General features: G+C 47.8%; 24 protein-coding genes. 1 reads left to right on the plus strand and 23 read right to left on the minus strand.

The features are described 5' to 3' along the window. Nucleotides 1–17 precede the first annotated feature (17 nt). Nucleotides 18–476 (minus strand): CtsR family transcriptional regulator, encoded by a 459-nt coding sequence (locus V6C21_RS05055; RefSeq protein WP_479268504.1) that lies wholly within the window; start codon nt 474–476, stop codon nt 18–20. A 320-nt stretch (nt 477–796) separates the two neighbouring features. Between V6C21_RS05055 and V6C21_RS05060 the strand changes: the two genes are divergently transcribed. Beyond that, on the plus strand, nt 797–922 hold the full coding sequence (locus V6C21_RS05060) for a hypothetical protein (RefSeq protein WP_479268505.1): 126 nt from the start codon (nt 797–799) through the stop codon (nt 920–922). A 214-nt stretch (nt 923–1136) separates the two neighbouring features. Here V6C21_RS05060 and V6C21_RS05065 read toward each other — a convergent pair whose 3' ends face one another. The 22 genes from V6C21_RS05065 to dprA form a co-directional block, all read right to left on the minus strand. Continuing rightward, complete coding sequence (locus V6C21_RS05065; protein WP_479268506.1) at nt 1137–1589, minus strand: CD1247 N-terminal domain-containing protein; 453 nt, start codon at nt 1587–1589, stop codon at nt 1137–1139. 63 nt (nt 1590–1652) lie between these two features. Further along, entirely contained in the window at nt 1653–2210 is a 558-nt protein-coding gene (gene efp, locus V6C21_RS05070) for an elongation factor P (RefSeq protein WP_034840199.1), read from the minus strand. Nucleotides 2211–2416: 206 nt separating this feature from the next. Next, on the minus strand, nt 2417–3484 hold the full coding sequence (locus V6C21_RS05075; protein ID WP_034840218.1) for a M24 family metallopeptidase: 1068 nt from the start codon (nt 3482–3484) through the stop codon (nt 2417–2419). 61 nt (nt 3485–3545) lie between these two features. After that, nucleotides 3546–3986: a type II 3-dehydroquinate dehydratase gene (gene aroQ / locus V6C21_RS05080; RefSeq protein ID WP_034840575.1), complete on the minus strand. Its 441-nt coding sequence runs from the start codon at nt 3984–3986 to the stop codon at nt 3546–3548. Between the two features lie 2 nt (nt 3987–3988). Next, nucleotides 3989–4861 carry a TIM barrel protein gene (locus V6C21_RS05085; protein ID WP_479268507.1) on the minus strand — a complete coding sequence of 291 codons (873 nt, stop codon included), beginning with the start codon at nt 4859–4861 and terminating at the stop codon, nt 3989–3991. Beyond that, nucleotides 4861–5373 carry a YqeG family HAD IIIA-type phosphatase gene (locus tag V6C21_RS05090; RefSeq protein WP_034840222.1) on the minus strand — a complete coding sequence of 171 codons (513 nt, stop codon included), beginning with the start codon at nt 5371–5373 and terminating at the stop codon, nt 4861–4863. The genes V6C21_RS05085 and V6C21_RS05090 overlap by 1 nt, the downstream gene beginning before the upstream one ends. A gap of 251 nt (nt 5374–5624) precedes the next feature. Further along, complete coding sequence (gene rpsU, locus V6C21_RS05095; protein ID WP_084228655.1) at nt 5625–5798, minus strand: 30S ribosomal protein S21; 174 nt, start codon at nt 5796–5798, stop codon at nt 5625–5627. A gap of 205 nt (nt 5799–6003) precedes the next feature. Next, nucleotides 6004–8409 carry a leucine--tRNA ligase gene (leuS, locus tag V6C21_RS05100; RefSeq protein ID WP_479268508.1) on the minus strand — a complete coding sequence of 802 codons (2406 nt, stop codon included), beginning with the start codon at nt 8407–8409 and terminating at the stop codon, nt 6004–6006. A 29-nt stretch (nt 8410–8438) separates the two neighbouring features. Beyond that, the gene (gene rsfS / locus V6C21_RS05105) at nt 8439–8837 is read right to left on the minus strand and encodes a ribosome silencing factor (protein WP_479268509.1); all 399 of its coding nucleotides are present in this window, start codon (nt 8835–8837) and stop codon (nt 8439–8441) included. Between the two features lie 14 nt (nt 8838–8851). After that, complete coding sequence (locus V6C21_RS05110; protein WP_479268510.1) at nt 8852–9868, minus strand: LCP family protein; 1017 nt, start codon at nt 9866–9868, stop codon at nt 8852–8854. A gap of 121 nt (nt 9869–9989) precedes the next feature. Beyond that, the gene (nadD, locus tag V6C21_RS05115; RefSeq protein WP_034840232.1) at nt 9990–11219 is read right to left on the minus strand and encodes a nicotinate-nucleotide adenylyltransferase; all 1230 of its coding nucleotides are present in this window, start codon (nt 11217–11219) and stop codon (nt 9990–9992) included. Then, entirely contained in the window at nt 11216–11503 is a 288-nt protein-coding gene (locus tag V6C21_RS05120; protein WP_034840234.1) for a YhbY family RNA-binding protein, read from the minus strand. Before V6C21_RS05120 ends, nadD begins: the two co-directional genes overlap by 4 nt. A 50-nt stretch (nt 11504–11553) precedes the next feature. Next, nucleotides 11554–12150 carry an RdgB/HAM1 family non-canonical purine NTP pyrophosphatase gene (gene rdgB, locus V6C21_RS05125; protein ID WP_034840236.1) on the minus strand — a complete coding sequence of 199 codons (597 nt, stop codon included), beginning with the start codon at nt 12148–12150 and terminating at the stop codon, nt 11554–11556. A gap of 15 nt (nt 12151–12165) precedes the next feature. Next, complete coding sequence (ftsY, locus tag V6C21_RS05130; protein WP_034840238.1) at nt 12166–13077, minus strand: signal recognition particle-docking protein FtsY; 912 nt, start codon at nt 13075–13077, stop codon at nt 12166–12168. A gap of 281 nt (nt 13078–13358) precedes the next feature. Continuing rightward, nucleotides 13359–16931: a chromosome segregation protein SMC gene (smc, locus tag V6C21_RS05135; RefSeq protein ID WP_479268511.1), complete on the minus strand. Its 3573-nt coding sequence runs from the start codon at nt 16929–16931 to the stop codon at nt 13359–13361. Nucleotides 16932–16954: 23 nt separating this feature from the next. Next, nucleotides 16955–17968: an elongator complex protein 3 gene (locus V6C21_RS05140; protein WP_479268512.1), complete on the minus strand. Its 1014-nt coding sequence runs from the start codon at nt 17966–17968 to the stop codon at nt 16955–16957. Then, entirely contained in the window at nt 17965–18648 is a 684-nt protein-coding gene (gene rnc, locus V6C21_RS05145; RefSeq protein ID WP_045085922.1) for a ribonuclease III, read from the minus strand. Before rnc ends, V6C21_RS05140 begins: the two co-directional genes overlap by 4 nt. Before the next feature lie 199 nt (nt 18649–18847). Further along, nucleotides 18848–19081: an acyl carrier protein gene (gene acpP / locus V6C21_RS05150; RefSeq protein ID WP_034840583.1), complete on the minus strand. Its 234-nt coding sequence runs from the start codon at nt 19079–19081 to the stop codon at nt 18848–18850. 240 nt (nt 19082–19321) lie between these two features. Continuing rightward, complete coding sequence (gene plsX, locus V6C21_RS05155) at nt 19322–20317, minus strand: phosphate acyltransferase PlsX (RefSeq protein ID WP_045085263.1); 996 nt, start codon at nt 20315–20317, stop codon at nt 19322–19324. A gap of 18 nt (nt 20318–20335) precedes the next feature. Beyond that, entirely contained in the window at nt 20336–21649 is a 1314-nt protein-coding gene (gene trmFO / locus V6C21_RS05160; protein ID WP_034840249.1) for a methylenetetrahydrofolate--tRNA-(uracil(54)-C(5))-methyltransferase (FADH(2)-oxidizing) TrmFO, read from the minus strand. Continuing rightward, nucleotides 21646–23724, minus strand: coding sequence for a type I DNA topoisomerase (gene topA, locus V6C21_RS05165; protein ID WP_045085262.1), 2079 nt, complete (start codon nt 23722–23724; stop codon nt 21646–21648). Before topA ends, trmFO begins: the two co-directional genes overlap by 4 nt. Before the next feature lie 187 nt (nt 23725–23911). Then, on the minus strand, nt 23912–25438 hold the full coding sequence (dprA, locus tag V6C21_RS05170) for a DNA-processing protein DprA (protein WP_479268513.1): 1527 nt from the start codon (nt 25436–25438) through the stop codon (nt 23912–23914). Nucleotides 25439–25454 lie beyond the last annotated feature (16 nt).

The raw sequence follows: 25454 nt of genomic DNA on the forward strand, positions 1-25454 counted from the left end.
ACAGTTTGTTCAATCAGTCAATCTGAATCCACCAAAGTAATAAGCATATGTTTTATTACCGACGCTCTGACGGTGTCGCGCAATGGTTGGGGAATACCCCTGTAAACCTGCGCACTTGATGCCGCCCTCAGAAGTTTATCGGCCTCCTCGCCGATTGCACCGGCATTGAAAAGATTTGATATATATATCCTCGATGTTTCCTCGTTAAGTCTATCTCCTATTGCGTTTATAACCTGAGTCAGCATATCGTTTCCGCTTTGAACCTTTCGGATTATGCGGATAAAACCTCCGCCGCCTCTCCGGCTTTCTACGATATATCCTTGCTCCGGCGTGAAGCGTGACGTGATAACGTAATTAATCTGACTCGGAACGCATCCCAGCTTGTTTGCGAGTTCATTGCGTTGAATTTCAGCAATACCGTCTGCTTCTGCAAGCATTTGCTGTATCATTTCTTCAATCATATCACTAAGTCTCACGCTCTCACCTCATTTCATTTTTGTCTTTGACTTTCTTTGACCTTCAACTATATTATATAACCATATTATTAATAGTCAAAGTCAGTTAAAGTCAAATTTCTAAATCTTAGTGAATCTACTTCGAATTATCTCACTCATGCTTCGTTTTTCCAACTAATGCTCACTTTCTCGCAGTCTTTTGTTCACCCGGATTATCGCCTTTTGATAAAACTTAAATATATTTTATGCCAAAAATGTTGATTTTATACTTTTCTGTGTGTAACCAATTTTGAGTCTCTGCCATAGTATATTGATGTAAGCATGAAAGGAGGTTATCTACTATGTCATGTGGTTCAAACTTCTTCTGTGGCAACAATAACAACTGGTGCTTATGGATTATACTCATCATCATCATTATTTGTTGCTGCTGTAACGGAGGCTTTAACGGCGGTTGCTGCGACGACTAACAGATTACAAGCATAAAAAGCCCGGGCGAATGGCGAAGTTACATAGGGAAACCGAATAAATAATTTCTATGTGTCCCTATTTGAAACGGGGCGGATAGTTTCACTATCTGCCCTTTCGCCATGTTATACTGTAATATTTCGATATAAATATAAATCGGCGCGCTGCAAAACTCATATTTTGCAGCGCGCCTGTTATATTATAAATGGTTAAAACTTAATCGTCCTCTTCATCCTTATCATCATTGTCGTCGTCAGCATCGTCAGTATCATCATCGTCGCAGTCACAACTAAAATCAAACTCCAGCTTCTCGCCGCAGTTCGGGCAGCTTATTTCGCCATCTGAAAGAAGCTCTTCGTCGAGATAAACTTTCTCGCCGCATTTCGGGCAGGTTACCTCGTAATAATCCGTATCGTCATCGTAATCGTCATCGTCGTCGTCATCGTCATCGCCATAGAAATCTTTTTCAAGGTCTTCAAGATCTTCATCTATAGCGTCAACCTGCTCGGATAATTCTGATAAACCGTCTTCTATATCAGATACTGAAAGGGCCATGTCGTCGAGAACCTCTACTATCGCCTTTATAATGCGGCCTTCTTTTGAAGATTCATCAACACCAAGACCTTCAACCAGGCCCTTTAAATAAGCGACCTTTTCTGTTACTGTCATTACAAACGCCTCCTTAATCTGTTTTAGTCAGTTGGACTTTTAGCTGCCTTTGTATTATTTACATTACGCGCGTTCCATATACTCTCCAGTGCGGGTATCAACACGAATCATATCGCCTTCATTGATAAAGAGAGGAACCTTGATTGTAGCGCCAGTTTCGAGTGTAGCAGGTTTTGTGGCGTTTGTCGCAGTATCGCCTTTAAAGCCTGGTTCGGTTTGGGTAACCTGAAGTTCAACGAACGTCGGAGGCTCTATTCCAAAAACATTTCCCTTGTATGACAGGATCTTGCAATCCATGTTCTCTTTGACAAACTTAAAGTTATCAGACAGTTGATCCTTATTAAGAGGAATCTGCTCAAAGGTTTCTTTATCCATAAAGTAATAAAGGTCGCCGTCGTTATAAAGGTACTGCATGTCCTTTCTCTCGACATATGCCGTCGGGAACTTATCAGTCGGGCTGAATGTTTTTTCAATTACAGCACCTGTTATAACATTCTTTAGCTTTGTGCGGACGAAAGCCGCGCCCTTTCCGGGCTTAACATGTTGGAATTCAACGACGGAATATACACTTCCGTCCATTTCAAAAGTTAATCCATTTCTAAAATCGCCTGCTGAAAGCATGGTGTGACCTCCATTAAATACAGAATAATAGCGAATAGCGGCGCAGGATGCCCAAACAATTCATTGTCATAATCTCTTAATCTTTCCTGTAAACTGCTTCGCGGGTATTCCTTCTGCCGCATTTATAGCATATAATTAAAGTTTATCCTATATGAGAAAGATTTGCAAGTCCAAAATAAAAATATTACTTAAAAAAGAGAAATGATTTACAGTGTTATAAGCTCTTTCGGGCTCTTTGAGAAGTTTATAATGCCATCTTTTGTGATGAGTACCATGTCCTCTATCCTGACGCCAAACCTGCCTTCAAGATATATGCCGGGTTCAACCGTCATAATCATGCCAGGCTCGAGGATAGCGTCACAGCTTGGAGAAAGGCGCGGCTCCTCATGGATAAGAAGGCCTACGGAATGTCCAAGGCCATGACCGAAACAGCCTTTATATCCGGCATTGTCAATTATATCACGCGCGATTTTGTCAATATCACTGCACTTTTTGCCTGCTGCAAGGGCGTTTAAGGCCTCTGTCTGGGCTTTAAGCACGGTGTCATAGACCTTTTTCTGCTCGCTGGTAATTTTGCCTACGGCGACCGTCCGCGTCATGTCTGAACAGTATCCGTTGACGACAGCGCCCGTATCCATTGTAAAGAAATCGCCGGCCTTTATCTTTCTGTCACCGGGAACGCCATGGGGCAGTGAAGTATTTTCGCCCGTTATGGTGATAAGGTCAAAGGACGGCCCCTTTGCGCCGTTTTTCTTCATAAAATACTCGATTTCAAGCGCTATGTCGCGCTCCGACACGCCCGGCTTTATATATTCGAGTATGTGGTCAAAGGCCGCGTCCGTTATGGCTTGAGCCTTTTTGATGTTCTCAATCTCAGCGTCCGATTTTATCATGCGCATATGTGAGATAGTTTCACTGATACTGTCTGACAAATCGAACTTTATGTCCGGCAGCATGCGTTTGAACTGCTGGGCGGTAGACACCGGCATGTCATAAGACTCAATGCCTATCTCCTTGACATCAAACTTTTTCACAAGCTCTGCAAGCTGTGCCTTTGTATCAGTCATAAGCACTACTTCACAGCCCTGTGCCTGTTTTTTAGCCGCCTCTATATACCTCGAATCAATCAGGAACACCGCATGGTCCTTTGTTATGAACAACAGCCCATCCGATGACGGAAAACCAGTAAAATAATAGCGGTTATGTTCTGAATAGATTATCGCTGCATATGAATCATCTTTTAGCTTAGATTGGAATGTTTGAATATTGCTCATCTTAAGTCCTCCGATTGATGCTAAATGCGGTGCAGCCGCGCCACACTTAGTAAATTTGATTTTATAAAAGATCCTTGAGGCCATTAAGCGCTAAGATATAGCTGTTTTTGCCGAAGCCGACAATCGACCCGGCACATACTGGGGCAATTACCGAATGGCGGCGGAACTCCTCACGCGCGTAAACATTCGACATATGCACTTCCACACAGGGGATTTTTATTGCGGCAATAGCGTCACGAATCGCAATGCTGTAATGCGTGTACGCCCCGGCGTTTATTACAACGCCGTCAAAATCGCCTCTTGCAGAATGAAGGCGGTCAATAATGTCGCCCTCGCTGTTTGACTGGTAGATTTCGCACTCAAGTCCAAGCTCCTGAGCCTTGTGCATGATTTCAGCATTGATATTATCAATCGTATCTTTCCCGTAGATACCCGTTTCGCGCTCGCCCAAGAGGTTGAGGTTTGGGCCATGGATTACCAGTACTTTTCTTTTGTTAAGCATACTCATATCACTTCACCGGCTTTTTCACAATATATTTTTTTCATCGTAACGGCGTCCTGCGCCTGCGTTCCGCGCGATTCGCAGATAAAAACAGGTGTGCATCCGTATTTTATACACAGTTCCGCCACAATTTCAAAATCTGGGCCGTAACCGGGGTCATTGAAAGTCAAGTGCCGCTTTTCGCCGCCTTTTTCGGTGTATTCTATATGGGAAAAGTGGGAATGGAATGTATAAAACCGTTCGGTGCCGAGTTTATCCTTTATCGCCTTGAAAATCGCCTCAAAATCTTCGATTGTTGCAAGGCCGCCGAGGGTGCGTGCATAAAGATGCCCGAAATCTATGCAGGGTATCAATCTCTCGTCGAGGCTGCATATTTCTATGACTTCATCTGCCGTACCGAGCTGGTTTAGCTTGCCCATTGTCTCCGGGCAGATGTGTATATCAGAAAGCCCCTGGGCGTCAAGGGCTTCAACTGCCCTTTTGAAAGTGTCTTTCGCCGTTTCCAGCGCCCATTGCCGGTCTTTGCCTGAACAAGAGCCGCAGTGCACCACGATCCTGTCGGCGCCCATATCATGGGCCGCCTGCGCGCTTCTGACGATATAGCCTATACTGTTATTGCGCTTTTCTTCATCAGCGCTCGACATTGAAATATAATAGGGCGCATGGACTGAAAGCCGGATTCCGTTTTCACGTGCCTTTTTGCCGAGCTCCGCTGCCTTTTTTGATGTAATCCTTATCCCGTGTCCGCCCTGATACTCATATGCAGTAAGGCCCAGCGAAGCAACATAAGCAGGCGCCTCAATGACATCCTTAAACCCAGCCTCAAAGAAGCTGTCCTCATTGCCGGCAGGGCCGAAAAACGGCATATTGTTCATTAATTTGTGCCTCCGTCTTTCTTTAAATTCTTGTAGTATCGGTTTATAACGGGCCGTTCAAGCATTCTCCTGATTTTGAATATAATGTTTTCCCGCGGGTCAATCGGCGTTACAAGCCATGCTTTTATGCCAGCAAGGTGTGCGCCCGCCACATCCGTATAAATCTGGTCGCCTACTGCCGCCACATTCTCGCGGGGAACGCCCATCTCGCGTACAGCGCGCAAAAAGGCGCGCGGAAATGGTTTCATCCCGTTGCAATAAAACGGCAAACCAAGAGCTTTTGAAAACTTTGAAACACGGTTCTGACGGTTATTCGATATTATATAAAGTTTAATATTGACCTTTTTCAGCGATGCTATCCAGTTAATCAATGCCTCGTCCGGAAGTTCCACATAACGCGGCGCAAGCGTATTGTCAATATCGAGAACAAGGGCCTTTATTCCCTCTTTTTCGAGTATTTCCGGAGTAATCTCATTGATTTTTGAAAATATTCTGTCTGGAACAAGCCGCAAGTGTGAACACCATCCATAAATACCGCGAAGGCGGAGAGATTTCGTTTTTAAGATGCCTGTACTGCATTATATGTCTACCCTGATATTGTTTGCAACTGAAGACTTGATTTATCAATTTAAACAGAGTGCTGCCGCAGCATAATATTGCCATAAACCTTAGTTTTCTTAAGGGCTTTTCTTTTATTTTAAAAAAGCGCAAAAAAGCGGGCGTTCAACGCCCGCTTTTAAGCCCGTTCACCGCAAGGGAAATATTAGTGCTTGCGCTTGCGGGCAGCCTCAGACTTCTTCTTGCGCTTGACAGAGGGTTTTTCATAATGTTCCCTCTTACGGATTTCTGCCAAAACGCCAGCCCTGGCGCACTGCTTCTTAAACCTCCTAAGAGCACTCTCGAGAGATTCGTTTTCCTTTACCCGAATTTCAGCCATCTTAAATTCCCTCCCTCCGTCTACCAGCAGGGATATATTTTTTCCGGCAGCATTCGCGGCAAACTCCTGCTGCCGGCACTGGAGAACTCAAAGTAATAAATTTATCCTGTCAAAAGCAAAAAAGTCATAATTGTATAAACACATTATACTATGGCGAACAAGTATCTGTCAAGGGTTTAACAGTCCGGCCTGAAACCCAAATGGATTATTTTGCCACAATATTGATTAATTTGTTTTGAATATAAATTACCTTAATGATATTCTTCCCCGCTATAGCAGAGGCAACTTTGTCGAGGGATTGAGCCATAGCCTGAACCTGCTCTTTTTCAGCGCCGACAGGAATCGTAATTGTTCCTTTCAGCTTGCCGTTAACCTGAACAGGAATTTCGACGGAGTCATCTTTGCACTTTTCTTCGTCATATTCCGGCCATTTCTGCTCGTTCAACATTCCGCCGAACTTTTCAATCTCCCAAAGTTCTTCTGTAATATGCGGAGCGAAAGGATTAAGAAGCAGCAGCAGGGTTTTGAATTCCCCGCGTGTTATAGAGCCTTTGTCTGTAATCTCATTTAAGAGCGACATCATGGCGGCTATAGCAGTGTTAAACTTGAGGTTCTCGATATCCTCACTTACCTTTTTGATACATTTGTGCATTGAGGACTCAAGCTCTTTACTATAGCCTTCCTCGTCTGTTACGATATCCTGAAGTGCAAATACGCGCTCAAGGAAGCGGCGGCAGCCTTTTATACTTGCTGAGGACCACGGCGCTGCCTTTTCAAAATCGCCAATGAACATTTCATAAAGGCGCATCGTATCTGCACCGTACTCTTTAACAATTTCATCAGGATTTACGACATTGCCGCGTGATTTTGACATTTTCTCGCCGTTCTCGCCGAGAATCATGCCATGGCTGGTACGCTTTTTATACGGTTCTTTATACGGCACTATGCCCATGTCATAAAGCGCTTTGTTCCAGAATCTTGAATAGAGCAGATGAAGGGTAGTATGCTCCATACCGCCGTTATACCAGTCAACAGGCAACCAATACTCGAGTGCATCTTTGCTTGCAAGCTCCTTGTCGTTATGCGGGTCGCAGTAACGGAGGAAATACCACGATGAACCCGCCCACTGCGGCATGGTATCGGTTTCTCTTCTCGCTTTGCCTCCGCACTTCGGGCACGTGGTGTTAACCCAATCCTCCATTGCGGCAAGTGGTGATTCGCCATTATCCGTCGGTTCGTATGATTCTACTTCAGGCAGACGCAGCGGAAGCTGGTCTTCCGGAATCGGTACCCATCCGCATTTTTCGCAGTGAACAAGCGGAATCGGTTCGCCCCAGTAGCGCTGACGTGAGAACACCCAGTCGCGCAGTTTGAAGTTTACCTTCTCGCGGCCGATGCCTTTTTCGGTCAGCCATTTTTTTATCTTTACCTGTGCCTCCTGAACGGTCAGGCCGTTGAGGAAGTCGGAGTTTACCATAATACCTGTCTCGCAGTCGGTGAAAGCTTCTTTTTCAACGTCACCGCCTTTGACGACTTCAATTATCGGCAATCCGAATTTCTTCGCGAACTCCCAGTCACGGGTGTCGTGCGCCGGAACCGCCATAATGGCGCCGGTGCCGTATGACATAAGTACATAGTCGGACACGAATATCGGAATCTCCCGGCCGTTGACTGGATTTATCGCCTTGACGCCCTTTATTTCTACACCCGTCTTCTCCTTCTGGACCTCGGTGCGTTCAAAGTCAGATTTGCGCGCCGACTGTTCGCGGTATGCGATGAGTTCTGGCATATTCTCTATAAGCGAGCTCCATTTTTCAATATTCGGGTGCTCTGGAGCTATAACCATATAGGTCGCGCCAAAAAGCGTATCCGGGCGGGTGGTGTAAATAGTGAGCGTGTCGCCCGCTGTTGTTTTGAAGTTGACTTCTGCGCCCGTCGAGCGCCCTATCCAGTTGCGCTGCTGGGTTTTTATGCGTTCAAGATAATCAACCTCATCGAGGTCGTCGATGAGCTTCTGCGCATAGTCAGTAATCTTGAGCATCCACTGGGATTTTACCTTGCGGATGACCTCGCCGCCGCAGCGCTCGCAAACACCGTTGACAACCTCTTCATTGGCGAGTACGACCTTGCATGAGGTGCACCAGTTTACGGCCATTTCTTTCTTGTATGCAAGACCCTTTTTGAACAACTGGAGGAAAATCCACTGTGTCCACTTGTAATAATTCGGGTCTGTCGTATTTATTTCACGGGACCAGTCAAAGGACAGTCCGAGGCTTTTGAGCTGCTGCTTAAAGCGCGCGACATTCTTCTTTGTTACTATTTCAGGGTGTATGTGATTCTTGATTGCAAAGTTCTCGGTCGGAAGTCCGAAAGCGTCCCAGCCCATCGGATAAAGGACATTATATCCCTGTAGCCTGCGTTTGCGCGCGACAATGTCAAGCGCGGTATATGAACGCGGGTGTCCGACGTGAAGCCCTTGCCCCGATGGGTAAGGGAATTCAACCAGTGCATAATATTTCGGGAGTGTATAATCGTCCTTCGCGCGGAACGTGCCTTTCTTTTCCCATATGTCCTGCCACTTTTTCTCTATTGCGGCAAAATCGTAACGCAATGTTTTTCCCTCCAATATGTTTGACGGCGTTATTGTGCCCCAGCACTTCCGCCGTCAGCTACCTTGGACAGTTCGACTTCTCTGCCGTCGGCCCAAAGTCTTTCAAGATTATAGAAACTCCGCGTATCACGGTGGAATATATGAATTACGACTGATCCGTAATCGAGTATAATCCATGTAGAAGACTGCATGCCTTCAACGCGGAGAGGTTCTACCCCAATCTCTGACAACTTGAATTCAAGCTCCTCAGCCAGCGCGCGGACCTGTGTGGTGCTGCTGCCCGACGCTATGAGGAAATAGTCGGCTAAGATGCTTATGCCGGCAATATCAATCGCTTTGATGTCCTCAGCTTTTCTGCCGTTTAGAATCTTGACTGCCTCTTTTAAAATTTCTTTGCCTGTCAGGAATACCGCCTCCTTAAATATCAATTCTTCGTATCAAATCATCTGTTGCCTGACAGTATATTTTCAAAATCATCGGCGTTGTTGTCCGTTTTGACTGAATCAGCCATCTGTACAATTTTAAGGTCATATATGCTTAGCTCAGTGTCCTCGGGCACAAAGTGAGCATTTAAAATTTCTAAAAGTTCGTCCTTATGCACCGAATAATAATCTACGCCGTCCAAACTGAATGGTTCACCGGGCATAGTGTAAACAGCGGCGTCGGATAAGTTTATATCCTTTGCCAAGTTATAAAACTCAAGCATTTGATACCCTGACAAATCCGTCAGGAAATTGGGGGCAGATACTACCGGAACTATCTTTGTTCCAATTTCCCAAGCGCTCATGGATTTAATCTTTTGCATCAGTGCCGCCAGAAAGATTCTTTGGGCGTTGAGCCGCCCCAAATCGCCCTGGGACCATCCTTTTCTGTAGCGTACAAATTGTTCCGCTTTTGCCCCGTTTAAGTGCTGAAGCCCTTTTTTCAGATGGATGTGAAGATCCTGCTCATCGTCGTCATAATTCATATTGATCGGTACGTCAATGTCGACCCCGCCGACCGCGTCGACAATCTTTCTAAACCCTTTTGTCGTTACAGCCGCGTAATGGTCGATAGTTATTCCGAAATCGTTTTCAATTTGGGCTTTCAGCGTCTCCATGCCGCTCACATTCTTGTCGTGATGGCTGTAAACGGCGTTATATTTGTGCGACGGCACATCCCCGCTGACATAGGTGTCCCGCGGGATTTGCAACAACGTGAGCTTATGATTTTTGCTGTCAAAATTCGCAACCATGATAACATCGGTCAGCGAATTTGTATTATCAATCCCGCACAAAAGGAAATTCGAAAAGTCTTCTGTCGAAGATGTTTTTGAGGCGGTTTCGGGCGCTGAGCCCTTTTCCTTCAAAGGCCTCCAGTTTTTGAGCGCAGCCGTTCCTGCTGCGGCAGCCACGGTGATAAAAGTTGCGGCAATAACAAATATCAGTATGCCGCGTTTTAATGCTCCTTGATGTTTCAAAAAATCGACCTCCAGCACCGGACAAAGTCCGGACGTTTAAGCCGATTGGCAAGTGAGCATTTGCACCGGAAAACCGGCGCAAATTAACTTTATCAGCCGTCTGTCAGCTTATAAAGTCGCCTTATTCTGAATCCTTCCTTGCCAATATCAGCTCATTTCGAGCTCGTACCGTGTCAAGATGGATAGGCGCTCCCTTTTTAAGAAGCTCCTCAATAGAAAAACGCAAACAGACATCCAGCCCTTTTTCAAGGGATGAATGAACCGTTCGGCGCAATTCGTCCACACCATCATAGTCACGGTCGGCCGAAATGTAATCGGCAAGGTAGATAATCTTTTCAAGCAGGCTCATACCCGCTCTTGCCGTCGTGTGATACCGTACGGCATTAAGAATTTCCGTATCGGTTATCTTATGTTCATATTGTAGCACAGCCGCGCCGCTAATAGCGTGCAGCAGCTTTGGAGCCGACCTCTCGACATCATCAAGGATTATACTATATTTTTCTATCGTTTGCAACTGGACATCCTTCGGCGTTTCTTTCTCAATATCGTGAACAAGGCCCGCAAATTCAGCCTTTTTGACATCGGCGCCGAACTTTTTTGCAAGAAATTCGGCTTCCTTTGATACCTCCAGCGAATGAATGAATCTTTTTTCGCTAAGTCTTCTTTTTAGTATGTCCCGAAAATAGCTGAGTTTTTCTTCGTAAGAGCCGCTGTCCATTAAATTGCTCCTGTCACTGCCGGGCTTATCCCTATAAAGCCCTTTGTCTTCAATGAACTTCAATACTTCGTCCGGCACAAGGCCCTTTGCACTATGCATATTTTTGAGACGCTCGCGCACATCCGTTGACGACAAGTCGACAACTGGGAAATCCTCTATATGGCACCTTGCCCCGTATTCTTTCTCAAGCTTGAGGGCGAACTGCTTCAATTTAGAGTATTCTCCCCCATGCCTTGCGCATGCGCATAGATCCGCCATTTCCGCAATGGCCTTGAAATCTTTCCACTTATCGAGAGTCAGGAACATATCCGAGCCGGTTATCAGAAAAAGCCTCGCTTCCGGATACAGCTTCTTTAACTCCTTAAGCGTGTCGACAGTATAGCTTGTCCCGCCACGCTCGATTTCTATACTGCTCACTTCAATCTTCGGATAAGCTGAAGCAGCCAAGCGGCACATCTCAAGCCTTAAATCAGCGGGAAGCATGCCGTCCGCGCTTTTGTGCGGCGGTGTCCACACCGGTATCAGAAGCAGCCTGTCAAGGCCGAGCCTCTCGATAAATTCAAGAGCCAGCTTGATGTGACCGTTGTGAATGGGATTGAAGGTACCCCCTAAGATTCCGATGCGCTCTGTCACAGTTGGATCACCGGTTTTTCCGGATTCGGGCGGTAGAGCACAATACGCGAGCCTATGACCTGAACCACCTGGGCGCCCGTTTTTTCCGCGAGAAGCTCTGCCGCCTCGCGGGGAGACAACGGGCAGGTCTCAAGCACTCTATATTTTACAAGCTCCCGGGCTGCAAGCGCCTGAGATACCTGTTCGTAGGTTGTGTCATTAAGCCCTAATTTGCCAATCTGCCCTATAGTGTCAGCCGTGCTCGCGATGGATTTGAGTTTAGCGCGTTGTTTTGAAGTCAGCAAATATATTCCTCCTACTTATTTACAAATAACATTTATTAATAAAGGTCCTGCTACGCACCGAAACGCTTATGCAGCAGTTTCGCGAACTGCGCAAGTGCCTTGCCGCGGTGGCTAAGCCTGTCTTTCTCTTCGCCGGCAAGCAGCGCAAAGCTTTTCCCTGTGGTTTTTTCGATGAAAATTGGGTCATAGCCGAACCCGCCTTTGCCCTGAGGTGCAAAAGCAATTGAACCTTCACATTCGCCGTGTGCATTAATTATGTTTCCATCTGGGAAGGCACAGCAAATAGCGCAGACGAACTTGGCATCTCTTGCTCCGGCCGGGACATCGCGCATCTCATAAAGCAACTTATTTATGCGGTCGCTGTCAGTGGCGTTTTCGCCAGCATAACGGGCCGAATAGACGCCGGGCGCGCCGTGAAGCGCCTCAACCATAAGTCCGGAATCGTCGGCAACTGTCGGCAAACCGGTTGCTTCCATGCCGCTTAACGCTTTGATTCTCGCGTTATCCTCAAAGGTAGCGCCTGTCTCTTCCGGCTTTGATGTGACCCCGGCTTCCTTAAGCGAAATACCCTCGATACCGAACTGCGCGAGTATATGCCTGATTTCCTTCAGCTTATCCTCATTGTTCGTCGCAATTAGAAATTTCACGGCTGTCCCTCTTTTCTATTTTTCTGAAAACAAGGCGTCGACAAAGTCGCTGGCATTGAACGGCTGCAGGTCGTCAATTCCTTCACCGACACCCACATATTTTACAGGTACACCCAGTTCATGCTTTATCGCGAAAACTACGCCGCCGCGGGCTGTACCGTCAAGCTTGGTCAGCACAATACCGGTAAGCCCCGCCACCTCTTTGAAAACCTTCGCCTGATTGACGGCGTTCTGCCCCGTCGTAGCGTCGAGAACCAGAAGATTTTCGCGCGCCGCGCCCGGCAGTTCCCTTTCGATAACCTTGGATATCTTAGCCAGCTCATCCATGAGATTTTTCTTGTTGTGCAGTCTCCCTGCGGTGTCGCATATTACTACGTCGGCGCCTCTTGCCTTGCCGGCATTGATGGCATCAAATATAACCGCCGCCGGGTCCGCACCCTCTTTCTGCTTTACAATCTCAACTCCGGCCCGCTGGGCCCATATCTCGAGCTGGTCGATGGCCGCCGCGCGGAATGTATCCGCCGCCGCCAAGATTACGCGCTTGCCTTGAGATTTTAGATTCGCCGCCATTTTGCCTATCGTCGTCGTCTTGCCGACGCCGTTTACTCCGATTACGAGAATTACCGACGGCTTTGTCGAAAGGTCAAGTTCCTCGCCGCCAGACAACATCTGCGCCATTATCTCCTGAAGCAGCTTTTTGACATCGGCCGGATCACTTACGCCTTCCTTTTTAACCTTAGCGCGCAGCTCCGAGATGATATACTCCGACGTCTCGATGCCCACATCGGAGCTTACCAAAATTTCTTCCAGGTCTTCAAAAAGTTCCTCATCAATTTTTGTGAAGGACTTGAAAACGCCGTTAACCTGTTTCATAACACTTTCACGCGTTTTTGCAAGCCCGTTTTTTATTTTTTCAAAAAAGCCCATCGTTACTCCATCCTGCCGCAATGGCATAAAGTAATTTCAAAAATTAGCTAAATAAAAAATAGGAGTAATATATATTGTACTATCAGTATTGACATATGGCAACAGTTTCATGGCGATTTTAGCGCTTATGGCAATAATTATTTTTGAATTTATTCTTTAATTATTACAATATTTTACTTAATTTCTTTTATTTATACAACTACGTGATGCGTCAACGGCATAAAATAGGCAGGTCCAGATTCCGCCGAAACCTGAACCTGCAGAACCTTAGCCTCTTATATTCAATTTTTAAGGCCGAGCTTCTCGACCAGCTCGTCGACGTCCAACGTGAGCAGCTTTGAAACGCCCTCGTCCTGCATTGTAACGCCGTAAAGCACGTCCGCCTCGTCCATAGTGCCGCGGCGGTGGGTTATAACGATAAACTGGGTATTCCCGCACATGCGGCGCAAATATGCAGAGAACCTTGAGACGTTCGCGTCGTCCAGCGCCGCCTCAATCTCGTCAAGCACGCAGAACGGCGACGGCCGAACCTTTAAAATCGCAAAGTAAAGCGCGATTGCGACAAACGCCCGCTCTCCGCCGGAGAGCATTGAAAGGTTCTTTATAATCTTGCCCGGCGGCTGAACGATAATATCAATACCTGAGTTCAACACGTCCTCCGGCTCGGTCAGTTCAAGATGAGCCGACCCGCCGCCGAACAGTTCGACGAATGTCTCGGAGAAGTTCTTGTTTATGATTTCTAACTGCTCCTTGAATATATCCCTCATCTTGTCAGTCAGCGCGGCAATGAGCTTTTCGAGTTCACGCTTCGATTTTTCGACGTCGTCGGTTTGAGTCTTCATGAACGTGTACCGCTCGTTTACTTCCTTGTATTCCTCAATTGCCCCGACGTTGACTGTACCCAGGGCCTTTATGCTGTTCTTGACCTCATTGAGCCTTCGCTGCGCCTGTGCAGGGTTCTCAATCTTCGGCACTGTTTTCTCGGCCTGTGAGCGTGTCATGTCATACTCGTCAAGCAGGCGCGCAATAATCGAATCATATTCGGCCTGTGCAGTGGACTTGCGCTCTTCGAGCCTTGCAAGCTCCTCGCTGATTTTTTCTTTTTCATCGGAAAGATCGCGTTCATTAGCCCGCATATCGGCGGTGTCGCGCTCCATTTTTTCGCGTTCTTCGGCAAGCTCTGCAGCAGCCTTAGTCTTTTCTTCGCTCAGGCGGCGCAGCTCTTCTTCCTCATTCTTAAGTCTCTGGATATCTGCCCTCGCCTGTTCACTCTTCGCGTTAAGCTCCGCAATCTGCAGCTTAAGTTCCTTTATCCTGTCCTCACTGCTCTGACGGCGGAGAATGATATTGTTGAGTTCCTGCCTTAAAGCCTCGATATCCTTTTCGCATGTGACTTTCTCAAGGCGCAGGGCAGCAAGCTTTTCAGTCCGCTCCTCACGCATACGCATGAGCTTGGTTCTGCTTATACCTAAGTCCTCAGTTTTGCGCTGTTCTTCCTCTATTTTTAAGGTGATAGCTTTTATTGCCTCGTCGTTTTCAGCGGCCTTTTTCTCATACTCCGCTATTCTGTGCGCGGATTCCTCTTTTTCTCTCTTTAAGGCGGCTATCTCGTCGTTTATTTGGGCTATTTGCTCCTCAAAGCGGCGTTTTTCAGCCTCTATGCGGATTTTATCCTCCTGCGCCGTCGCAAGCTCGCCTTTTATCCCCAAAACGGAGGCCTCTAACGCAGAATACTGCTGAGCGTGCGTTTTCCGCTCCTCCGTCAGCGCGTCTATTCTCTGCTTTATCGCTTCGGCCTCTTTGCGGAGTTTGGCTATGTCCGCCGAACGGGACAGCAGGCCTATATTCTTACTTGTTGAACCGCCCGTCATGGAACCGCCTGCATTGACAAGCTGGCCGTCAAGCGTAACAATCCTGAAACGATAGTTGTACTTTCGCGCTATCCGGACGGCACAGTCAAGGTCTTTCGCGAGTGCTGTCCGGCCCAAAAGGCTCCTGATTATGCCCTGATACTTATTGTCAAAGCTGATAAGCTCACTTGCTATGCCGATGAAGCCGCTTTCGGACTCAAGCCCGCGCTCCGACAGGATATTGCCGTGAACTGAGCTTATTGGCAAGAAGGTAGCGCGGCCGCCGTTTGTCCGCTTTAACATGCCTATTGCCGCTTTCGCGTTTTCTTCTGTATCTACAACGATGTGCTGTGCGGAAAACCCGAGGGCAGTTTCAATGGCCAGTGCGTATTCCGCAGGCACGTCTATTATCTTTGAAACAGGGGCATGTATGCCGCTGAGCCTTCCGTATGCTTTTTCACGCATAACGGTCTTTACGCTTTGAGAAAAGCCCTCAAGGCTGCGTTCCATATCCTCGAGCATTGCGGCGCGCTGCTTTTTCCCTTCATACTGCAGCGTAAAAGAGCGGATGCTTTCGTCTATCCTTGACAGCTTGTCCTTTTTCGAATTGAGCTTTAATTCATAGCCCCGCTGCTCATTCGACAGCGTTTCTATATCTGCATCCCGCTCTGAAAGCCTTGCTTCAGCTTCCTTTAAACCTGACTTAGCCTCTGAAAGCCTCTGCTCTCTCGCGGCTATTTCGCCGTCTATCGCTTCGGAGCGCTCCTTCAAATGTGCTATGGAAGCAACTGCGCCGTTTTTCTCGACGCGGATGTCGGACAGCTTTATTGTAAGCGCCGACAGTTCGGCCGCAGCTCTCTCGAGTTCTCCAGAAAGTCCCTCGCTCTGCTTTGAAATATCCGTCACACCGTTTTCACATTCGGTGAGGCGCTTTTCTATCTCCTCGGCTTCGGCGAGCTTCTTCTCGATTTCCGCATTGATTCTCGCCATCTCGGTTTCGCTTTCGTCGCCGGAACTCTCAGCCTTTTTTATCTCATCGTTTAAGCGCTCAATATTCTCGGTGTTGTGGTTTATATCGTTTTGGAGTATGCCGGTCTGCGACTGCTTTTGTATGGCGGTTTCATAAAGCTCGCGCGCTTCCCTGCGCAACTGCTCAATCTGGGCAGCCTTTTTCTGCGATTCAAGCCATACCGCTTCCATCTTCGCCTGGGCGGCCTCGAGCTTTTCATTAACCGCGTCGTACTGGGCGCGGGCATATTCCAGCCTGTTTTCATGCTCGCGCAAAACGCTGCGCTGCTTGTCAAGGTTATTGAGCCACAACCCGATTTCGAGATTTTTCTTTTCGCCCGCAAGTTCTATGTACTTCTTTGCCTTTTCCGCTTGTTCCTTTAGTGGGCCGACTCGGGACTCAAGCTCCGCAAGAATATCCCGCAGACGGACGAGGTTTTCCTCCGTTTCAGCAAGGCGGCGTTCCGATTCCTCTTTGCGGCTGCGGTATTTTGATATGCCTGCCGCTTCCTCAAAGATTTGGCGCCTGTCCTCGCTTTTCGCGCTGACTATCTCGTCGATACGCCCCTGCCCGATTATTGAATAGCCGTCGCGGCCAAGACCCGTATCCATGAGAAGCTCGTGGATATCCTTTAGCCTCACGGATTTTCCGCAGATTAAATATTCGCTCTCTCCGGAACGGTAGCAGCGGCGGGTTATCTTGACCTCGTCACTGTCATAGGGCAGTCTGCGCTCGGTGTTGTCCAATGTTAAAGAAACCTCGGCAAACCCCAGCGGACGCCTGTCCACTGTGCCGCCGAATATAACATCCTCCATTTTGGTTCCGCGCAGCGCTTTTGATGAAACTTCCCCGAGAACCCAGCGAATTGCGTCACTTATATTGCTTTTTCCGCTGCCGTTCGGTCCTACTACTGCTGTTATCCCTTTTTCAAATTTAAGCAGCGTTTTATCCGGAAATGACTTAAAGCCTTGTATTTCGAGAGATTTTAAGTACAAAACTCTTCTACCCCCGCAAAGATTTACTTAGAAAACTTTTCCGCATTTACCACAAACTCAGGCAAATCGCGTTCGCGTACAGTTAACCTCACCTTAAAAGCGTTTTCAAGGCTTGTCAGATTCTGGCGGTGTTGTCCGACAAGCTTTGATACGGCGGACGGAGATACATAAAGGACAGCACTGCCGCCTTCTTTGACGCCGAGTTTTTTCAGCGCTGCCTCCGCCTTTTCTTTATATATAACGCTCTCGCACAGCTCACGGAAAGCCGGGTGCCACGGGCCTGCCTTGTAATTTTTCTCGATGCCCGACCCGGCATGCAGCCCCAGCCGTATTACTGAAATATTTCTCTCATGGAAAAATAAGAGCAGTTCTGCGCAGAGCGCAACAGTGTCCGTCAGCGAGGGCGGGTTATATTTACCCTCGTCGAGATAACGCGCTAAAAGTGTATTTTTTAGAACTATTGTCGGATAAATGCGTACAGTTTTGGGGTTTAAATCCGCTATTTCTCGGGCAGTTTTAAGGTCGGTTTCGCGCGTTGAGCCGTAAAGGCCCGTCATCATCTGGAGCCCAAGTTCAAAGCCATAAGCTGAAATGAGCTTTGAGGCCTGTTCAACATCCCGCTTTTTGTGACCGCGGTAATTGAGCTCCAGCACCCTGTCGTCCATACTCTGGGCGCCGAGTTCTATCGCCGTCACGCCGTATTGCCTCAGGGTAATAAGCATATTCGCGTCAATGGCATCAGGCCGCGTGGATATGCGTATTCCCTTGAAGCCGTTCTCTCCTATATACGGCTGCGCCGCCTCAAGCAGGGACACCATGTAGTTATGTTCGACTGCCGTAAAGCTGCCGCCAAAAAAGGCAATTTCTGAATCCTTTGCCTTTGGGCCAAGCCGTGACAATGCAGTCTCCGCCGTCCTTTTCACTTCATCCGGCGTCGGAGCCGATTCCTGCCCCGCTATTTTCGTCTGGTCACAGAACGAACATTTATGCGGGCAGCCGAGGTTCGGCACAAAAATCGCTACATTTGCTTTCTTCATTGTCCCATCAAAGCCAGAGCTTCCTTGGCGGCCATCTGCTCGGCTTCCTTTTTGCTACCTCCGCGTCCGGTGCCGATTACATTGCTGTTGAGGTGAACCTCTACGACAAACTCCTTGTTGTGGTCTGGGCCTCTTTCTTCAATAAGTACATATTTAAGCTGCTCGCCATGATTTTTCTGAACAATCTCTTGCAGAGTAGTCTTATAATCCTTGAGCCTCGGGCTCATATGTGAGGAAAAGAACTGGTCAGCAAAATGCGTGATATGGCGTTTTGCAGCCTCAAGCCCTCCGTCAATATAGATGGCGGCAGTAACCGCTTCAAACGCGTCTGCGAGAATTGAGGGGCGCTGCCGCCCTCCCGTATTTTCTTCGCCGTGCCCAAGCCTTAAGTACTTGCCGAGGTTTATCTGGAGAGCAAACTTATACAGCGATTTTTCACACACCATCATGGCGCGGAGCCTTGTCAGTTCACCTTCCGGAATATCGGCGTTATGCATGAAAAGGTATTCTGCCGTAATAATGCCGAGAACCGCGTCGCCTAAAAACTCAAGCCTCTCGTTGTTCTCATAATGTTTCCCCTTTGCCTCGTTCGCATAAGAGGAATGGGTAAGGGCTGTAATCAAAAGCTGTTTGTTCTTAAAACTATACCCAATTGTTTTTTCAAATTCTGAGATATCCATCAAAATTTCTCCGTTACTTTTTAATGTATTATCAACCGGCAGTTCCGAACATACCATTTTTAATAATATCGCCCAGAACTGCCGGAAAATTTTTAAGGAAGCGCATAGAACCGGCTGACTATTACCCGGTTCTATGCTTTCAGCCTCCAGAGTAAAACAGCCATTAACTCGGACAAAAACAATTATTATACATTTTAATTTATACCTGACGTAAATACTTTTTCACACATTTGATCGCGTCACCCACCGTCTCAATACTGTCGGCACAGGATACCGGGATGTCGCAGTCAAACTCATCAGCGAGGGCGTCCACAAGTTCCGCTATGTCAAGCGGGTCGGCCCCAAGCTCGCTGAACGTCATTTCTGAAGTGATTTCTTCCTCTTCAACATCAAATTGATTGGCAATAACGGCTTTGACACGTTCTGTTATCACAAAAGGCACCCCACTCTCCTACCACTTTTAGAAAACTAATTTTAAATCAAGTGTTTCCAAAAGACTGCCATCGCGGCTATTTTGCCCTGCGGTTCAGCCGATATGCCTCTAATTGTCAATAAGAATATATGTCAATTATTACTAATATTATGTTGCAAAATTAAAGGCAAACTTAACTTATGCAGTCTTTTTTGTGGCCCTTACATGATATGCCTAAGTGATACTGATGTTCACGAAAAATTATCCGACATATGCCTGCATGCTGTCCTTTATTGTATCAACAACGCCTTCGGATACGAAAGCGATAGCCTGACGCACTGCGTTTTTAAACGCCTTAGCGTTTGAACTTCCGTGGGCCTTTATAACAGGCCTCGAAGCACCCATAAGCGGCGCGCCGCCGTATTCAGTATAATCTATCTTTTTCTTAAACTCCAAAAGCCCCGGCTTTACTGCTAACGCAGCGAGTTTTGACAAGAGGTTTCGGGTCAGCAGCGCTTTAAGGTTATTGACAAAGGTAAGGCCTACTCCTTCGGTCAGCTTTAATATAACATTGCCGGTAAAGCCGTCGGCAACCGCCACGTCGCAGACACCCAAGGGCAGGTCCCTGCACTCAATGTTGCCGATAAAATTGCAGTCAGCCTTCTGAAGAAGCTCATAAGTATCGTGCTGCAACTGTGTGCCTTTTGTCGGCTCTGTGCCTACATTGACCAATCCGACCCGCGGCGCATCCAGATGCAAAATCTTGTTCATATAAATCGAACCCATCAGCCCGAACTGCAAGAGCATATCGGGACGGCATTCGAGGTTGGCACCGCCGTCAAGCAGCATGAAACAGCCCTTTTCTGACGGGAGAATAGGCGCGAGGGCCATCCGTTTAACGCCCTCTATGCTCCTCACGATGAAGTTGGTGCCCATAACGAGTGCTCCGGTGTTTCCCGCCGAGACAAAAGCGTCACCCTGCCCGTCCGCGAGGGCCTTTAGGCCGACCGCCATTGAACTGTCAGCTTTCTTTTTTAATACGTCCCTCGGGGAATCTTCCATGGTTATAAACCCATCGGCATGGATTATTGTTATCCCTGAAAGCGACACGCCGAGTTTTCCGGCCGCTTCCTCGAGCTTTTGCTTATTGCCGACCAGAGCTATATTAACGCCGTATTCATCCGCCGCCAACCTGCAGCCTTTAATGACTTCATCAGGAGAATTGTCCCCTCCAAAACCATCCACTAATATCTTCATATTTACGCCTTCCATATTTTATAGATTTGCAGCAATAGCGTCTATTTCTTTAAGTGCCCTTTCGGATATCCGCCTGTATTTTTCGCGCTTATCGCGAATTTTCTCCTCGAGCGGCGGCATAATCCCGAAATTTATATTCATCGGCTGGAACCGCCCGGGTTCGGCTGAGCTTATATAATACCCGAGCGACCCTATCGCCGTGCTGCGCCCAAAATCGGCCGGCTCCATTCCCAATGCCGCCCGCGCGCACGATATGCCGGCGGCAAGCCCAGATGACGCTGACTCAACATAACCCTCAACGCCTGTTATCTGGCCTGCAAAAAAAATCCTGTTTTGGCTCTTAAGCCTGTAAAAGCGGTCGAGCAATGCCGGAGAATCAAGATATGTGTTGCGGTGCATGACGCCGTAACGTGCGAATACGGCGTTCTCCAAGCCGGGTATCATTGAAAACACCCGCTTTTGCTCGCCAAACTTTAAGTGGGTTTGAAATCCAACTATATTGAACAGGCTTCCCGCCGCATTGTCGCGCCTTAGCTGCACAACTGCATATGGGACTTTTCCCGTCCTCGGGTCGGGAAGCCCGACAGGCTTAAGCGGCCCGAAAAGTAGAGTATCGTGCCCGCGCTTTGCCATAACCTCAACCGGCATGCAGCCCTCAAAAACCTTCAGTTCCTTCTCGTCAAATTCCTTGAGGGGTGCAGTTTCGGCGGTAATAAGCGCCTGATAGAATGCCTCATACTCCTCTTCATTCATCGGGCAGTTTATATAATCGTCTCCGCCGCGCCCATATCTCGCGGCAAAATACGCTTTTTCCATGTTTATACTGTCGAATTCCACGATAGGCGCTGCCGCATCGAAAAAGTGAAGATAGGATTGTCCGGTCAGTTTTGCGATACTGTCCGACAATGCATCAGATGTCAGCGGGCCGCTTGCGATTACACAATAGCCGTCTGGTATCTCGGTTACTTCCTCTTCTTTGACTGTGATAAGCGGATGTGAGCGCACAAGGGATGTTACCCGCTGTGAGAATTTCTCTCTGTCAACTGCCAGAGCGCCGCCCGCCGGAACGCGGGTCTCGTCCGCCGCTCGCATAATGACAGAGTTGAGGCGTCTCATTTCCTCCTTCAAAAGGCCTACAGCGTTTTCAAGCCTATCGGCCCTGAGTGAATTTGAACAGACAAGTTCCGCAAAGTTGGGGCTGTGATGAGCGGGTGAGAACTTTTTCGGCTTCATCTCATAAAGCGTAACCTTAACGCCGCGGTTTGCCGCCTGCCATGCGGCCTCACAGCCGGCAAGGCCAGCTCCCACAACCGTTATTGCAGCTTCACTCACTTATCTGTTCCCCTTTCCTGTTCATATCCGCAGCCTTCTTTAAGACAATGCAGTACCCCGCCGCGTTTTTTGAACAGGTTTGACCCGCATTTAGGACATTTCTGCTGCTGCGGCACATCCCATGTCATAAACGGACATTTCGGGTTGTTTTCACAGCCGTAATAAGTCTTGCCGTTCTTCGATTTCTTTTGCAGGACTTTTCCGCCGCAGGCAGGGCATAATGCCCCTGTTTCCTGGACTAAAGGCTTTGTATTTTTACATTCAGGATATCCGGGACATGCAAGGAATTTGCCGTATTTGCCCATCTTAATTACCATACGGCGCCCGCAGTTCTCACAGATTACGTCTGATTCCTCGTCCGGCACCTTTACATGTACGTCACCGAGCACTTCTTCGGCGGTCTTAAGCGTATTCTTAAAACCGTTGTAGAAATTGCTCAGCGTATCAACCCAGTTTTGTCCTCCCTCTTCTATCTTGTCAAGGTCTTCCTCCATCTTTGCCGTAAACTCAACGCTGACGATGTCCGCAAAATTCTCTTTCATCAGCTTTGTCGTAACCTCGCCGAGTGGAGTCGGCACAAGCTGGCGGTTCTCTCTTGTGACATATCCCCTGGCAAGTATAGTCGTGATGGTCGGGGCATATGTGCTCGGCCTGCCTATGCCGTTTTCCTCAAGCGTCTTTATAAGCGACGCCTCGGTATAACGTGCAGGCGGCTGGGTGAAATGCTGGCTCGCCTCAATTTCGCCTTTATTGAGTATATCGCCCTCTTGCAATGCGGGCAACGGTTTGCCTGTGGCTTCCGTATCAGCTTCTTCATAAACGGCGGCAAAGCCCTTGAACTTAATGGTGCTGCCGGCCGCTTTGAATACATAGCCGTCCGCGTCAATATCGGCGGACACTGTGTCAAAAACCTCGTTTGCCATCTGACTCGCCGTAAAGCGCTCCCAGATGAGCTTATAGAGTTTATACTGGTCTTTTGTGAGGCTGTCTTTGACCTTCTCTGGAGTCAGTTCCTGCACAGTCGGGCGGATAGCCTCATGTGCGTCCTGAGAGCCCTTTTTCGTCTTATAAACGCGCGGTTTTTCCGGCAGGTATTCCTTGCCGTAATGCTGCTCAATGAACTTTGCCGCGTTTTCCCGCGCCTCATCAGCAATACGCAGCGAGTCGGTTCTCATATAGGTGATAAGGCCTATTGCACCGTAGTCCTTTATTTTAACACCTTCATACAGCTCCTGCGCGATCTGCATAGTTTTCTTTGACTGAAAATTAAGGCGTTTGGACGCTTCCTGCTGAAGGGTTGAGGTGGTAAAAGGAGGGGCGGGCGAGCGTTTGCGTTCACTCTTCTTAACAGACACAACCGCAAACTCCGCTTCTTTTACCTTTTCAAGTATGGCGTCAGCCTGTTCTTTTGTCTTTATCTCAATTTTCCCGTTTTTGTCTCCGAAAAATTTTGCGTCAAAGGTTTTTTTTGAATTCTTTGTAGTTAGGTCTTTGGCCTCTATGGTCCAGTATTCCTGCGGCTGGAAAGCCCTTATCTCTTCTTCCCTGTCGACTATCATACGCACCGCGACAGACTGGACTCGACCGGCAGAAAGCCCGCGTTTTACCTTTTTCCACAGGAAGGGACTTAGACTGTAACCGACGATGCGGTCAAGGATTCTTCTGGCCTGCTGTGCGTTTACAAGGTTGAGGTCAATGCTGCGCGGGTGTTTTATTCCCTCTTTGACAGCGGTTTTTGTGATCTCATTGAATGTAACCCTGACCGGCGCGTCTTCGTCGATACCGAGTATCTTTGACAAGTGCCAGCTTATTGCTTCTCCTTCGCGGTCGGGGTCTGTTGCGAGATAAATTCTTTTGCTTTGTTTTGCTTCCTTTTTAAGCATTTTTATAAGGGCGGCTTTGCCCCTTATTGAGATGTATTCTGGCGTGAAACCATTGTCTAAGTCTACACCCATGCGGCTTTTTGGCAGGTCTCGGACATGTCCCATTGAAGCTATGACATTATAACCTCTTCCGAGATATTTTTTTATTGTATCCGCCTTTGTGGGTGACTCAACTATTACCAAATCGGACATTAACATATCACCTTTATAGTTTACTTGTCTTAATACTGTTCTTTCCTAAAACAGTCGCTATATTTAGGACAATTCTTCAGTGGATATAAAAGGATTAACTTCTTATGGAATTGCTTTAATTATTATATAACGGGTATCGTTAAAAAAATAGAACTTTTTATGCTTTTTAATAAAAAAGTATTCTCATCTATCTGGCTAATTTATATCTTCTTCCCGGAAAGGACTGTACAAAGCCCTCGATTTCCAGGGTCGTCAGCACTGCCAGCACTGTTCTTAATTCCATATTCGCCTTCAGCGCAATATCATCAACGTGCTGCGGGACTTCTGATAATACATTATATACCAACAACTGCTTTTCGCTCAAGCCCGCTGCGCGGGGGCAAGACGCGAGGTAGTTCGCAGAGTTAACATCTCTGTTCCCCGCGGACGTTGGCAACTGATTGATTTTTTCCTCTTCATCATGTGAAGACGCTGCGTGGGGGCAGGACGCGAGGTGGTTCGCAGAGTTAACATCTCTGTTCCCCGCGGACGTTGGCAACTGCTTGGTTTTTCCCCCTTCATTATGTGAAGACACTGCGCGTGGATAAGACTTTACAGAATTATTTTCAACATATTTTGCTTTCGCTGTTGATTCTGTGCCAGCACTGCTTTGCAGGCCGTTGTTATTATCAAGTGTTATAAAGGGAAGCTCATCGGCATTCTCTTTTGTCCCTTTAGCAAGCGGCGGTCTTTCTGCGTTTGAAGCAGTACTTTGGGAACTATTTTTAACTGAATCAAAGTTAAGCTGCTGTTCTTCGATTTCCAGTTCTCTTGAAGTTATTTTTGAGATTATATTTTGAGGGAAAAGTCCGATATATTCCTCCAAAATATCCATAACGCCGCAAACCGGTTTGACGCCGTCCCGCAGCAGCCTGTTTGTGCCTTTGCTCTCAGAACTGAAAATGCTGCCGGGAACAGCAAAAACATCTCTGCCCATTTCCGCCGCAAGTGACGCGGTAATCAGCGCTCCGCTTCGGCTGCCGGCCTCGACAACAACACAACCGAGCGACAGCCCAGCAATTATGCGGTTTCTTATCGGAAAATTCGCGCGGGCGGGAGACGTCCCAGGAGGATATTCCGAGACAACCGCCCCGTTTTGAGAAATAAGTCGTTTTAGCTCCCGGTGTCCCGAAGGATAGTCGATATCTATTCCGCCTCCGACAACCGCAACGGTTTTTCCGCCGCCCTTAAGCGCACCTTTGTGAGCCGCCGCGTCGACACCGACAGCCAAACCGCTAACTACTGTAACCCCGCAGCGTGCAAGCCCCACTGACAATTTTGTGGCGACCTCCACCCCGTATGGAGTTACGTTTCTCGTGCCGACCATCGCAATATATAGGCTGTCGTAAGGCTGCGGAAGATCACCCCATACATACAGGACACAGGGCGGCGCATATATATCTTGAAGCGTCTGCGGCATATCTGGCGCCGTTAATATCTTATAGCCATTTTTCATACAGTCGCTGACTATCTTTTTGCTTCGTTCAAGGGATTTGTTATTAAGGCGCCTTATCTCTTTTTCAGTCAAAAAGCCCGTTTTCAGATAATCGGCCTGCCCTGCCTCATAGACGGCCCCGACGCCGCCGAATTCTTTAACAAGCTTGTCAGGTTTAGGGCTGCCCGCTCCAAATACCTGCTGCAGCCAGATCCAATGTTCAACCAAATCCTCTGCCATAATAACCTCCGTCAAA

The organism is [Clostridium] cellulosi, assembly GCF_036762875.1.
GTDB classification, from domain to species: domain Bacteria; phylum Bacillota; class Clostridia; order Oscillospirales; family Ethanoligenentaceae; genus Ruminiclostridium_D; species Ruminiclostridium_D cellulosi.